Raw genomic sequence first — 12,765 nt, 5'->3', positions numbered from 1 at the left:
GCTCCGGGGTCGGATGCGGTCATTTTCCGACCCCAGCGTGCCATGACCTGGGCTCCGGCCCGCCGTGTCGGCGCCCGCCCGGTGTTCTGCGCGTCAGCTGCTCTCGTCCCGGACGGTGTCCAGGGCGCGCTGCAGGTCATCCGGGTAGGCGCTCTCGAACTCGACCCAGCGGCCGTCCGAGGGGTGCTCGAAGCCCAGCCGCATGGCGTGCAGCCACTGCCGGGTGATGCCGAGGCGCTTGGCGAGGGTGGGGTCGGCGCCGTAGGTCAGGTCGCCGACGCAGGGGTGGCGGTGCGCGGACATGTGCACCCGGATCTGATGGGTGCGGCCGGTCTCCAGCTTGATGTCGAGCAGGCTGGCCGCGCGGAACGCCTCGATCAGGTCGTAGTGCGTGACGGAGGCCTTGCCCTCGGCCGTCACCGCCCACTTGTAGTCGTGCTGCGGGTGCCGGCCGATGGGGGCGTCGATGGTGCCGCTCATCGGGTCCGGGTGGCCCTGGACCAGGGCGTGGTAGCGCTTGTCGACCGTGCGCTCACGGAACTGCTGCTTGAGCAGGGTGTAGGCGCGCTCGGACTTGGCGACCACCATCAGGCCGGAGGTGCCGACGTCGAGACGGTGCACGATGCCCTGGCGCTCGGCGGCACCGGAGGTGGAGATGCGGTAGCCGGCCGCGGCCAGACCGCCGATGACGGTCGTTCCCGTCCAGCCGGGGCTGGGGTGCGCGGCCACGCCGACGGGCTTGACGATCACCACGATGTCGTCGTCGTCGTGCACGATCTCCATGCCCTCGACGGGCTCGGCAATGATCTCCACGGGCGCCGCGGCCTGCGGCATCTCCACTTCCAGCCAGGCGCCGCCGCTCACCCGCTCGGACTTCATCACCTCGGAGCCGTCGACCCGGACCTTGCCGGCGGCGGCGAGCTCGGCCGCCTTCGTACGGGAGAAGCCGAACATCCGGGCCAGCGCGGCGTCGACGCGCTCGCCCTCCAGGCCGTCCGGTACGGGCAGGGTGCGGATCTCGGGAATGGTGCTCACCCCACGAGTATGGCAGTCCCGTCGTGGTGCCCTGCCCGGCCGGGGGGCCGGGCAGCCGTGCAGCGGCCGCGCTGCCGGTCAGTCCTTGTGCACGGTCCCGTCGGGGTCCAGTCCCCGGAAGGACAGGATCACGATCAGGATGCCGCCGCAGACGATCCCGGAGTCGGCGAGGTTGAAGACCGCGAAGTGCGCCGGGGCGATGAAGTCGACCACCGCGCCCTCGAAGACCCCCGGCGAGCGGAACAGCCGGTCGGTGAGGTTGCCGAAGGCGCCGCCGAGCAGCAGCCCGAGCGCGATCGCCCAGGGCAGGCTGTAGAGCTTGCGGGCGATCCGGGCGATCACCACGATCACGGCCACCGCGATGAGGGTGAGGAAGATCGTCAGCGCCTCGCCCATGCTGAACGCGGCGCCGCGGTTACGGATCACGGTGAACTGCAGCAGCGTCCCGATCACCTGGATGGGCTCGTGGTGCTCCAGTTTCGCGACCACCAGGAGCTTGCTGCCCAGGTCGAGCAGGTAGACGACGAGCGCGACCAGCAGCAGCGCGGCGATCCGGCGCTTGCGGTGGCCGGTGCCCTGCTCCGGCTCCACCGTCTTCCCCTCCTCGGATTCCGCAGCGGATTCCGCAGCGGATTCCGCTCCGGCACCCGGCTCGGGTTCCGGCGTACCGGTGATGCGTTCGGCCTTAGCCACGTGTGAGTCCCTCAGCCCGTCGTGTCCACGGCCGGGCCATGCCCGGCTGAACCACGAGAGTACGGCACACACGTACGGGCGCGGGCGGACCGGGTGCCGTCGGCGACACCTGCCGGCCGGTTCAACGGCGCTCCTGCTTCTGCTTGCACTCCACGCACAGCGTCGCGCGGGGGAAGGCCTGCATCCGCGCCTTGCCGATGGGGTTGCCGCAGTTCTCGCAGAGGCCGTAGGTGCCCGCGTCCAGCCGGCCCAGGGCGCGCTCGGTCTGGTGGAGCATCTCGCGGGCGTTGGAGGCGAGCGCCAGCTCGTGTTCGCGGGTGATGTTCTTGGTGCCGGTGTCGGCCTCGTCGTCGCCCGCTCCGTCACCGGAGTCGCGCATCAGCCCGGCGATGGCGTCCTCGGCCGAGACGATCTCCAGCCGCAGCCGCGCCGTCTCCTCCATCAGCTCGGTCCGCGCCTCGGCGACCTCTTCGGGCGTCCAGGGTTCCTCGCCGGGCCGTACGGCGAGCTCCCCCGGCGCCGCGGCCATCCGGGCCACGGGCACCGCGGAGTCGTTGCCGTGGGTCTTGGCCGCCGCGGCCGCAGTCTTCTTCGCCACCACCGTCTTGGCTCCCGTCTTCTTAGCGGGCACCGCGGCCGTCTCGGCCGGAGCCTTCTTCACGGTCTTCTTCGCGGCGGTCTTCTTCGCCGCGGTCTTCCTGGCCGCCGGCTTCTTCGCGGCCGCCTTCTCGGGCGCCGCCCGTCCGGCCGTGGTCTTCCCCGGCGTGGTCGTACCGGCCGCCGTCCTCTTGGCCGCGGCCTTCTTCGGAGCTGCCTTCTCCGGGGCCGTCTTCTTCGCCGCAGGCTGCTTCGCGACGGCCTCGTCGGCAGGCGTCGTGCTCTTCTCCGCGGCGGTCTTTTTCGCCACCATGGCCGCGACCCCTTCACATATGTGACTTTGTTCGCGAATCGTGACGGGAACGATAAAACGCTGCACGCCACGCGGCAACGGGACGCACCGCCCTTCGGGACCTGCCACCCGGCCCGGACGCCCGGTCTGCCTCGTTTGTGCCCCGCTGTCCGGACGGTAATCCGTCCACCGGCGCGGCGCCCGCCCGCTCGCCATTCGGGTCACGGCCTGCGCCCGGCGCCCGGCGCGGCGAGCGGCCCCGGCACCGGTCCCGCGCCGGGCGGCCCGGACCCCTCCCGTACGGTCCGGCCCCGCCCGTACGCAGCCGGCGCCGGCCCTCCCCTCCCCCGGCTGCCGTATATCCGGTCGGCCACTGTGGGTGCGGCCCCGTACACTGGGCCGAGCGAGAGGCATTGACGGGACGAGTAGCGCCGTACGCAGCCAGCAGCGACCCGGGGACGGTGGAAGCCCGGGGGTGTGCGCGGCGCGAAGATCACCCCGGAGCCGCCGGAAGAAAGCCCGCACAGCACCCGCGGGGCGAGTAGAACCGGCAGCGCGACCCCAATGAGGGGGCGGTGCAGCGGCACCGCCAAGGAGGGTGGTACCGCGGGAGCGCAGGCTCTCGTCCCTCCGGACGGAGAACGCAGCAGGTGTCCGCCGGAGGAAGCCCCCGATGAGTCCGCAGCCCCAGTACCGCCAGGTACCCGCCCAGGTAGACCTCCCCGCTCTCGAGCACGCCGTGCTCGAGTTCTGGCAGGAACAGAAGATCTTCGCCCGTACCCTCCAGCAGTCCGAGGGACGGCCCGAGTGGGTCTTCTACGAGGGCCCCCCGACCGCCAACGGCATGCCCGGCGCGCACCACATCGAGGCGCGCGTCTTCAAGGACGTCTTCCCCCGGTTCCGCACGATGCAGGGCTACCACGTCGACCGCAAGGCCGGCTGGGACTGCCACGGCCTCCCGGTCGAGCTGGCCGTGGAGAAGGAGCTGGGCTTCAACGGCAAGAAGGACATCGAGGCGTACGGCATCGCCGAGTTCAATGCCAAGTGCCGCGAGTCGGTGACCCGCCACACCGACGCCTTCGCCGAGCTCACGACCCGTATGGGCTACTGGACCGACCTGGACGCCCCGTACCGCACGATGGACCCCGACTACATCGAATCGGTGTGGTGGTCGCTGAAGGAGATCTTCAACAAGGGCCTGCTGGTCCAGGACCACCGCGTCGCCCCCTGGTGCCCGCGCTGCGGCACCGGCCTGTCGGACCACGAGCTGGCCCAGGGCTACGAGAACGTCGTCGACCCCTCGGTCTTCGTCCGCCTCCCGCTGACGTCCGGCCCGCTGGCCGGCCGCGCCGCGCTGCTGATCTGGACGACCACCCCCTGGACCCTGGTCTCCAACACCGCGGTCGCCGCGCACCCCGACGTCACCTATGTCGTCGCCACCGACGGCAACGAGCGGCTGGTCGTCGCCGAGCCGCTGCTGGAGAAGGCCCTCGGCGAGGGCTGGACCGCCACCGGCGAGTCGTTCACCGGCCGCGAGATGGAGCGCTGGGCCTATGAGCGCCCCTTCGACCTCGTCGAGCTCGACGGCGCCAACATCGTCGTCAACGCCGAGTACGTCACCACCGATGACGGCACCGGCCTCGTCCACCAGGCCCCGGCCTTCGGTGAGGACGACCTCAGGACCTGCAAGGCGTACGACCTGCCGGTGATCAACCCGGTCCGCCCGGACGGCACCTTCGAGGAGGAACTGCGCCTGGTCGGCGGCCAGTTCTTCAAGAAGGCCGACGAGGCGCTGGTCGCCGACCTCGACGCCCGCGGCCTGCTCTTCCGGCACCTCGCCTACGAGCACAGCTACCCGCACTGCTGGCGCTGCCACACCGCGCTGCTCTACTACGCCCAGCCGTCGTGGTACATCCGCACCACCGCGGTCAAGGACGCCCTGCTGCGGGAGAACGAGAACACCAACTGGTTCCCCGAGTCGGTCAAGCACGGCCGCTTCGGCGACTGGCTGAACAACAACATCGACTGGGCGCTGTCCCGCAACCGCTACTGGGGCACCCCGCTGCCCATCTGGCGCTGCGAGGAGAACCACCTCACCTGCGTCGGCTCGCTCACCGAGCTGACCGAGCTGACCGGCACCGACCAGTCGGACCTGGACCCGCACCGCCCGTACATCGACGCGGTCACCTTCCCCTGCCCGACCTGCCGGGGCACCGCGACCCGCGTCCCCGAGGTCATCGACGCCTGGTACGACTCGGGCTCGATGCCGTTCGCGCAGTGGGGCTACCCGTACCGCAACAAGGAGCTGTTCGAGAAGCGCTACCCGGCGCAGTTCATCTCGGAGGCCATCGACCAGACCCGCGGCTGGTTCTACACCCTGATGGCCGTCGGCACGCTCGTCTTCGACAAGTCCTCGTACGAAAACGTGGTCTGCCTCGGTCACATCCTCGCCGAGGACGGCCGGAAGATGTCCAAGCACCTGGGCAACATCCTCCAGCCGATCCCGCTCATGGACCAGCACGGCGCCGACGCGGTCCGCTGGTTCATGGCGGCCGGCGGCTCCCCCTGGGCCGCCCGCCGGGTGGGCCACGGCACCATCCAGGAAGTCGTCCGCAAGACGCTGCTGACGTACTGGAACACCGTCGCCTTCCAGGCGCTGTACGCCCGCACCTCGAACTGGGCGCCCTCCGCCGCCGACCCGGCCCCGGCCGCCCGGCCGCTGCTGGACCGCTGGCTGCTCGGCGAGCTGAACACCCTGGTCGAGCAGGTCACCGAGTCCCTGGAAGCCTTCGACACCCAGCGCGCCGGCAAGCTCCTCTCCTCCTTCGTCGACGACCTCTCCAATTGGTACGTCCGCCGCTCCCGCCGCCGCTTCTGGCAGGGCGACGCGGCCGCGCTGCGCACGCTGCACGAGGTCATCGAGACGGTCACCCGGCTGATGGCCCCGCTCACCCCGTTCATCACCGAGCGGGTCTGGCAGGACCTGGTCGTCCCGGTCACCCCCGAGGCCCCGGAGTCCGTCCACCTCGCCGCATGGCCGGTCGCCGACCGGACGCTCATCGACCCGGCGCTGTCCGGCCAGATGCAGCTGGTGCGCCGGCTGGTCGAGCTGGGCCGGGCGACCCGCGCCGAGTCGGGGGTGAAGACCCGCCAGCCGTTGTCCCGTGCGCTGGTGGCGGCCCACGGCTTCGCCGGCCTGCCCGAGGACCTGCGCGCACAGATCACCGAGGAGCTGAACGTCAGTTCGCTGGCCGCCCTGTCGGAGGTGGGCGGCTCCCTGGTCGACACCACCGCCAAGGCGAACTTCCGTGCCCTGGGCAAGCGGTTCGGCAAGGGCGTCCAGGCGGTGGCCAAGGCCGTCGCCGCGGCGGACGCCGCCGCCCTTTCGCTGGCCCTGCGTGACGGCACGGCGAGCGTCGAGGTCGACGGGGAGACCGTCACGCTCGCCCCCGACGAGGTGATCATCACCGAGACCCCGCGCGAGGGCTGGTCGGTGGCCTCCGACGCGGGTGCCACGGTCGCCCTCGACCTGGAGATCACCCCGGAGCTGCGCCGGGCGGGCCTGGCCCGCGACGCGATCCGGCTGATCCAGGAGGCCCGTAAGAACAGCGGCCTGGACGTCGCCGACCGGATCGCGCTGCGCTGGCGGTCCACCGACGAGGAGGTCCACACGGCGCTGACCGACCACGCCGGCCTGATCTCCGACGAGGTGCTCGCCGACGCCTTCACCCCCGGCGAGGCGGACGGTTCCTACGGCCCCGCGTTCACCGACGAGGGCCTGGCCCTCACGTTCCAGCTGCGCAAGGCCTGACCCCACCCGCGGTGACCGCACCCGCGGTCACACGGCCTGCCGAGCCCCCCGGTGCGAACCCGCACCGGGGGGCTTCGCCGTCCCCGGGGACACCCCGGCGAGGACGCCCCGGCCTCCGCGCGCAAGTACACACAAAAGGGCCGGGCCCCGAAGGAGTGTTCCCTCGGGGCCCGGCCCTGATTGCCGACTCTGCGCGCTACGCGGACGTCAGTTGTCGTCCTCGTCGATGAGGAAGCCGCGCATCGGCGACGGCGTCTGCTGCATCGGCTGCGGGCTCTGCGGCCGCACCGGAGCCATCGGCTGGGTCATCGCCGGCGACATCTGCTGCTGACCGCCGTAGGACGGACCACCGTTGGACTGGCCGGCCATGGAGTGGTTGCCACCCATCTGCTGGCCGCCACCCATGGTGTGGTTGCCACCGCCCATGCTGCCGGCACCGGCCGACGCCATCGACGGGGACGGCGGCAGCGAAGCGGCCGCCGGGGTCCGCGGCGGGGCCAGCGAGTCGTCCGCCTGGTTCTCCAGCTGACGCAGCTGGCTCTCCAGGTAGGACTTCAGCCGCGTGCGGTACTCGCGCTCGAAGCCGCGCAGGTCCTCGACCTTGCGCTCCAGCGTCGCGCGGGCCGACTCCAGCGAACCCATCGCCACGCGGTGCTTCTCCTGCGCGTCCCGCTCCAGCGCGTCGGCCTTGGCGCGGGCGTCCCGCTCCAGGCCCTCGGCACGGCTGCGCGCCTCGCCGACGATCTTGTTGGCCTCGGAACGGGCCTCCGCGATCGCCTGGTCGGCGGTCTGCTGTGCCAGCGACAGCACGCGCGCCGCGCTGTCACCGCCCGGGCCGCCCTGCTGGCCACCGGGGCCGGGCAGCTGCGGTCCGCCGGGACCGCCCATCGGTCCGCCCATGGGACCGCCGGGACCCATCGGACCGGGGCCGTGCGGGCCCTGCGGGCCGGGGCCGTGGCCACCGGGACCAGGAGGCAGCTGCGGTGCACCACCAGGCAGTTGGGGAGGGCCACCCATCCCCTGCTGCTGCTGCGGCGGGACCGGCTGCGGACCGGATATGGCGGCGGGCACCGGAGACCCGGGCCTCTGCTGCTGCTCCTGCTGCTGGTCCGGTCCCTTGCGCAGCCCCTGCTGCTGCTGGTTCTGCGCGGCGGCGCGGGTGGCAGCGGCCAGCTTGGCGCGAAGGTCCTCGTTCTCCCGCAGGAGCCGGGTCAGTTCGGCTTCGACCTCATCGAGGAAGGCATCGACCTCGTCCTCGTCATAGCCTTCTCGGAGGCGGACGGTCGTGAACTGCTTGTTCCGCACGTCCTCGGGGGTCAACGGCATCTCTACTTCACCTCAACGTAGTCGTCGGCAATCGGCAAGACCGTATCGTTCACACCAACAACACCGACCTCACGACGGTGATCAGGATGAAAACGATGATCATCAATACGAAGAAGGACAGATCGAGCGCCACGCCCCCGAGACGCAGCGGCGGGATTACCCGCCGCAGAAGCTTGAGTGGCGGATCAGTGACAGTGTAGGCGGCCTCAAGAATGACCACCATCGCCTTGCCGGGTTGCCATGAACGGGCGAACTGGAAGACATAGTCCATCACCAGCCGGAAGATCAACACGATCAGGAAGCAGTACAGCGCGATGTAGATCACCTGACCAAAGACACTCATCTCGCGCAGTCCCTCTCCCCTTGCCTTGCTCGTGTGTTGGCCTCACGGCCGCGGTGTGCCCGGTGTTGCGTCTCAGCTCTGGTTGAAGAACCCGCCCTCTGCGATACGGGCCTTGTCCTCCGCCGTGACATCGACGTTAGCAGGCGACAACAGGAACACCTTCTGCGTCACCCGCTCGATGCTGCCGTGAAGACCAAACACCAAACCGGCAGCAAAGTCGACAAGTCGCTTCGCATCAGTATCGTCCATCTCCGTGAGATTCATGATCACCGGAGTGCCCTCACGGAAGTGTTCCCCGATGGTACGGGCTTCGTTGTAGGTCCGGGGGTGGAGCGTGGTGATGCGGTAGGGCTCCCGCTCGGACACAACCTTGGGCATGATCACCGGTGCGTTCTTCTCCAGATTTGGACGTTCGGGTGTGATGGATGCCACGGGGGCGATTCGCGCGGGTCGTCCGTTTTCCGCGGCGAGCGGGGCCGGTTCACGTTGCGCCGGAGGTGTCACGGCACGGACGGGTTCCTCCCTTTCGGGGGGAATTTCGGCCTGCACCGCGTGCTGTTGACGCCGCCCCCGGTCGGGCTCCGGGTCAAGCTCGGGCTCGAACTCGTCATCGGGGTCGAACCCCCGGCCGTCGTACCCATCGTCCTCCACGAGGCCGAGGTAGACCGCCATCTTGCGCATCGCGCCGGCCATTCTCTGCGTCCTCCGCTCTGTGGTGGATCGGCTCCGTCACCAGGGGCCTTGGATCCACGCGGCCTGCCCGCTTTTTGCGGGAATGACCATATTTTGTGCTGTGGTCCGACTTGCTTGGCGACGTTACCGGAGCCGTGGTCGGACTCCGAGTACCGCAGTGCCGACGCGTACATGTGTCGCCCCGGCCGCCACGGCCTCTTCGAGGTCCGCGCTCATGCCTGCGGACACCATGGTGGCAGCAGGATGAACCGCGCGCAGGTCGGATGAGATTTCCATGAGCCGCCCGAATGCGGCGAGTTCACGTCCGGCGTACGGCCCGGCCAGCGGGGCGACGGTCATCACACCGTCCAGCCGCAGCCCCTCGGCCCCGGCGACCGCCTCGGCCAGCGCCCCGACCCCGTCGGGCGCCACCCCGCCGCGCTCGCCACGCTCCCCCGCCTCCGCATCGAGCGCCACCTGGATCAGACAGCCCAGTTCACGCCCGGCACGCACCGCCTCCTTGGAGAGTGCGGTCACGAGCCGGACCCGGTCGACCGATTGCACAATTCCGGCATAACCGGCCACAGAGCGCACCTTGTTGGTCTGTAGCTGCCCAACAAAATGCCAAGTAAGGGGCAAATCAGCGCATTCAGCGGCCTTGGGTGCGGCCTCCTGATCACGGTTCTCCGCGACCTGGCGCACCCCCAGCTCCGCGAGCAACCGGACATCGCTCGCGGGGTAGGTCTTGGTGACCACGATCAGGGTCACCTCGTCACGCGGCCGGCCGACCCTGGCACATGCGGCGGAGATACGTTCCTCCACCCGGGCCAGGTTCTCGGCCAGTTGCGTCTTGCGGTCGTCGGTCACAGCTCTGCCTCCCCCAGCCGCGGGCCGGGGGTGTCCCCCAGCCATACATAGCTCGCGAGCCGTCCGGTCGTACGGTCGCGCCGGTAAGAGAAGTGGTCGGCGGATTCGCGAGTGCAGATGTGGGAATCCTCACGCACCCGCACGCCCGCCGCGGCGAGTTGGGCCCGTACCCCCGCGGTGACGTCCACCGCGGGCGTGCCCCAGCCGGTCACCGCACGGGCCTCGGGCACCACCGCGGCGACATCGGAGCGCATCGCCTCGGGCACCTCGTAACACCGCCCGCAGATCGCCGGTCCGGTGTACGCGACGATCCGGGCCGGCACCGCCCCCTGCTCCACCATGGCCTCGACGACCGCCGGGACCACCCCGGCGACCAGGCCGGGCCGTCCGGCATGCGCGGCCCCCGCGATCCCGGCGACCGGATCGGCGAGCAGGACCGGGGTGCAGTCGGCGGTCAGCACGGCGAGCGCGAGGCCCCGGCGGCCGGTCACCACCGCGTCGACACCGGGGATGTCGTCGCCGTGCCACGGCCCGTCCACCACCGCGACCTCGCGGCCGTGCACCTGGTGCATCCAGACCACCGCGGCCGGGTCGAGGCCGAGTTCCGCGGCGGCCCGCGTGCGGTTGGCGTATACGGCCCGGGGGTCGTCGCCGACCGCGCCGCCCAGGTTGAGCTGATCGTACGGAGCGGCGCTCACCCCGCCCCACCTGTCGGTGAAGGCGAAGTGCGCGCCGCTCTCGTGGTGCTGTTGCCCTATCACTTCGGTGCTTTACGTCACTTCAGGAAGTCGGGGACGTCGAGTTCCTCGGCCGCGGAGTCCGAGTACGGACGGGCCGGGGGAACCTGCGGAGCGCTCGCCGGGGACGACGGGACCTCGCCCAGCGAGGAGGAAGAGGAGGACTCGGCCGGGGCCGGCTCCTCGTCGCGCACCGGAACCGAACCCAGTCCGCCGAAGGACGACGAACGCGGCTCCGGCGGGGTGGCCGGACGGCTCGGGGCCGGGGCGGGCTCTTCGCGCTTTTGGGATGACAGCGCCGACTGGGCATCGCGGCGGGCCGGCGGCTGACCGCCGTCGAAGCCCGCGGCGATGACCGTCACCCGGACCTCGTCGCCCAGCGCGTCGTCGATGACCGCACCGAAGATGATGTTGGCTTCCGGGTGGGCGGCCTCGCTGACCAGCTGCGCTGCCTCGTTGATCTCGAAGAGACCGAGGTCGGAACCGCCGGAGATGGAGAGCAGCACCCCGCGGGCGCCGTCGATGGAGGCCTCCAGGAGCGGCGAGGAGATCGCCATCTCCGCGGCGGCCACCGCACGGTCGTCGCCGCGTGCCGAGCCGATGCCCATGAGCGCGGAACCGGCCTCCGACATCACGGACTTGACGTCGGCGAAGTCGAGGTTGATCAGGCCCGGTGTGGTGATCAGGTCGGTGATGCCCTGGACACCCGACAGCAGCACCTGGTCCGCGGACTTGAACGCGTCGAGCACGCTCACCTGGCGGTCCGAGATGGACAGCAGCCGGTCGTTGGGGATCACGATGAGGGTGTCGACCTCTTCGCGCAGCTGCGCGATGCCGTCCTCGGCCTGGTTGGCACGACGGCGGCCCTCGAAGGTGAACGGGCGGGTGACCACACCGATCGTCAGGGCGCCCAGCGAGCGGGCGATGTTGGCGACGACGGGTGCGCCGCCGGTACCGGTGCCGCCGCCCTCACCCGCGGTCACGAAGACCATGTCGGCCCCCTTGAGGACCTCCTCGATCTCCTCGCGGTGGTCCTCGGCCGCCTTGCGACCCACATCCGGGTTGGCGCCGGCGCCGAGCCCGCGCGTCATTTCGCGGCCGACGTCGAGCTTGACGTCGGCGTCGCTCATCAGCAGCGCCTGCGCATCGGTGTTGATCGCGATGAACTCGACGCCCTTGAGCCCGACCTCGATCATCCGGTTGATGGCGTTCACGCCACCGCCGCCGATGCCGACGACCTTGATGACTGCGAGGTAGTTCTGCGGTGCTGCCACGTCGAAGGCCTCTCGCCTCGAGTTACGTGTCGTCGCCGCACTGCGTGTGGACGCCGACTGATGCCGATGGGACGGTTCGTATCGCCGACCCGAACCCTAACGTTGAAGTTTAGGGTTACCTGTGCCTGTGTGCCTTGGTTCCATAGTCCCTTTGGAACGAGACACTAAGTCGACAAGGCGCGCGCGTTCAACGAACACGCCGAACCTCCCGTTTTTCTTTTCACCCTATGTGATCACCCATAGTCGTAGCCATCCAGGGTGCTGGCCTGCGGCTCCGGACGTCAACTCCCGGATACCGCAGGGGCACTGGGGACCGAGACGTCGAAGTGGCGCCCGCCGTGCGCCGCTTTCAGCAGCGCGGTCAGCACCTTTGCCTTTTCGGCGCCCTCTTCGCGGCTGCCCCACGCGACCGTGCGGCCGCCGGTCAGTTCGAGGGTGACGGCGTCGTAGGACCGTACACGGACCTTGCGCAGGTCCTTGCGCACGGCCGTGGGCAGATCCTGGGTGACCTCGACCGCGGCCCGCCGCAACCGGTCGGCTCCGAACCGGTGCAGACTTGAAGAGTCGGAAACGGTCATTTCCAGAAGCGGAACGCCTCGGGGGGCGGTGCGGACGGTGGCGAACCGGACGCCCTCGGCGTCCACTTCGACAAACTTTCCGCCCGTTCGCATCAGCAGTTCCGGCATTCTTTCGGTCACCTTCAGACCGATTGTGTGCGGCCAGGACCGCTCGACGTCCACGGTCTTGATGCGCGGCAGCCGCGCCCGCAGCCGCCGGGCGAGCGCGTCGGTGTCCACGGAGACCAACGGCTCGTTCATCGGGGCGCGTGCCGCGGCGACGACTTCATGCGGCGTCAGCACGCGGGTGCCGGTGGCCTCAACGCGTTCCACCCGGAGCCAGTTCGAGGCGTAGAGCGCCCAGACGCCGAACGCGCCGAGCAGCACCGCGACGATCGTGATGATGATCAGACTGCGGCGGCCCGGCGCGCGGAGGGGGATGCGCACCCGCCGCCATCCCGTCGCGCTCGGTGGCGCGGCGGAGGGCGGGCCGGACGGTGACTTCTTCTCGCCGCGTCGGGCGGTTGCCGGTCCGGCCACGCTCCCTGCCTTCTCTCGTGC

11 protein-coding genes are annotated in these 12,765 nt (G+C 70.4%); 1 reads left to right on the top strand and 10 read right to left on the bottom strand.

All coding sequences use genetic code 11. The annotated features are described in order from the left end of the window. Nucleotides 1-93: 93 nt before the first annotated feature. The 3 genes from D9V36_RS32280 to D9V36_RS32270 all read right to left on the bottom strand — a co-directional run bounded on the left by D9V36_RS32280 (nucleotide 94) and on the right by D9V36_RS32270 (nucleotide 2,638). Entirely contained in the window at nucleotides 94-1,035 is a 942-nt protein-coding gene (locus D9V36_RS32280) for an RluA family pseudouridine synthase (protein WP_129296873.1), read from the bottom strand. A gap of 78 nt (nucleotides 1,036-1,113) precedes the next feature. Beyond that, nucleotides 1,114-1,728 carry a signal peptidase II gene (gene lspA, locus D9V36_RS32275; RefSeq protein WP_129296872.1) on the bottom strand — a complete coding sequence of 205 codons (615 nt, stop codon included), beginning with the start codon at nucleotides 1,726-1,728 and terminating at the stop codon, nucleotides 1,114-1,116. Nucleotides 1,729-1,849: 121 nt separating this feature from the next. Further along, complete coding sequence (locus D9V36_RS32270) at nucleotides 1,850-2,638, bottom strand: TraR/DksA family transcriptional regulator (protein ID WP_129296871.1); 789 nt, start codon at nucleotides 2,636-2,638, stop codon at nucleotides 1,850-1,852. Nucleotides 2,639-3,290: 652 nt separating this feature from the next. Between D9V36_RS32270 and ileS the strand changes: the two genes are divergently transcribed. Further along, nucleotides 3,291-6,428, top strand: a complete 3,138-nt coding sequence (gene ileS / locus D9V36_RS32260; protein WP_129296870.1) for an isoleucine--tRNA ligase — start codon at nucleotides 3,291-3,293, stop codon at nucleotides 6,426-6,428. Between the two features lie 207 nt (nucleotides 6,429-6,635). On the opposite strand, the gene D9V36_RS32255 is transcribed toward ileS, so the two are convergent. From D9V36_RS32255 to D9V36_RS32225, 7 genes are all read right to left on the bottom strand, one after another. Continuing rightward, the gene (locus tag D9V36_RS32255) at nucleotides 6,636-7,754 is read right to left on the bottom strand and encodes a DivIVA domain-containing protein (RefSeq protein ID WP_129296869.1); all 1,119 of its coding nucleotides are present in this window, start codon (nucleotides 7,752-7,754) and stop codon (nucleotides 6,636-6,638) included. Between the two features lie 49 nt (nucleotides 7,755-7,803). After that, nucleotides 7,804-8,097, bottom strand: coding sequence for a YggT family protein (locus tag D9V36_RS32250; RefSeq protein WP_093645965.1), 294 nt, complete (start codon nucleotides 8,095-8,097; stop codon nucleotides 7,804-7,806). A gap of 72 nt (nucleotides 8,098-8,169) precedes the next feature. Next, nucleotides 8,170-8,790 (bottom strand): cell division protein SepF, encoded by a 621-nt coding sequence (locus tag D9V36_RS32245; RefSeq protein ID WP_129296868.1) that lies wholly within the window; start codon nucleotides 8,788-8,790, stop codon nucleotides 8,170-8,172. A gap of 123 nt (nucleotides 8,791-8,913) precedes the next feature. Then, nucleotides 8,914-9,681 carry a YggS family pyridoxal phosphate-dependent enzyme gene (locus tag D9V36_RS32240; RefSeq protein WP_129296867.1) on the bottom strand — a complete coding sequence of 256 codons (768 nt, stop codon included), beginning with the start codon at nucleotides 9,679-9,681 and terminating at the stop codon, nucleotides 8,914-8,916. Further along, a complete protein-coding gene (gene pgeF / locus D9V36_RS32235) occupies nucleotides 9,633-10,397 on the bottom strand; it encodes a peptidoglycan editing factor PgeF (protein ID WP_129296866.1) in 765 nt (254 codons plus the stop codon). Before pgeF ends, D9V36_RS32240 begins: the two co-directional genes overlap by 49 nt. A 14-nt stretch (nucleotides 10,398-10,411) precedes the next feature. Beyond that, nucleotides 10,412-11,647, bottom strand: coding sequence for a cell division protein FtsZ (gene ftsZ, locus D9V36_RS32230; RefSeq protein ID WP_129296865.1), 1,236 nt, complete (start codon nucleotides 11,645-11,647; stop codon nucleotides 10,412-10,414). Nucleotides 11,648-11,928: 281 nt separating this feature from the next. Then, nucleotides 11,929-12,744: a cell division protein FtsQ/DivIB gene (locus D9V36_RS32225; RefSeq protein WP_129296864.1), complete on the bottom strand. Its 816-nt coding sequence runs from the start codon at nucleotides 12,742-12,744 to the stop codon at nucleotides 11,929-11,931. Nucleotides 12,745-12,765 lie beyond the last annotated feature (21 nt).

Origin of the sequence: Streptomyces lydicus (assembly GCF_004125265.1) — a bacterium.
Taxonomy (GTDB): Bacteria; Actinomycetota; Actinomycetes; order Streptomycetales; family Streptomycetaceae; genus Streptomyces; species Streptomyces lydicus_C.
This window is presented reverse-complemented; position numbering and strand designations above follow the sequence as displayed.

Excerpts from the sequence above, each read along its gene's own strand:
- D9V36_RS32270 (WP_129296871.1), bottom strand. The coding sequence starts at position 2,638 with ATGGTGGCGAAAAAGACCGCCGCGGAGAAGAGCACGACGCCTGCCGAC.
- ileS (WP_129296870.1), top strand. The coding sequence starts at position 3,291 with ATGAGTCCGCAGCCCCAGTACCGCCAGGTACCCGCCCAGGTAGACCTC.
- D9V36_RS32255 (WP_129296869.1), bottom strand. The coding sequence starts at position 7,754 with ATGCCGTTGACCCCCGAGGACGTGCGGAACAAGCAGTTCACGACCGTC.
- D9V36_RS32250 (WP_093645965.1), bottom strand. The coding sequence starts at position 8,097 with ATGAGTGTCTTTGGTCAGGTGATCTACATCGCGCTGTACTGCTTCCTG.
- D9V36_RS32245 (WP_129296868.1), bottom strand. The coding sequence starts at position 8,790 with ATGGCCGGCGCGATGCGCAAGATGGCGGTCTACCTCGGCCTCGTGGAG.
- D9V36_RS32240 (WP_129296867.1), bottom strand. The coding sequence starts at position 9,681 with ATGGCTGGGGGACACCCCCGGCCCGCGGCTGGGGGAGGCAGAGCTGTG.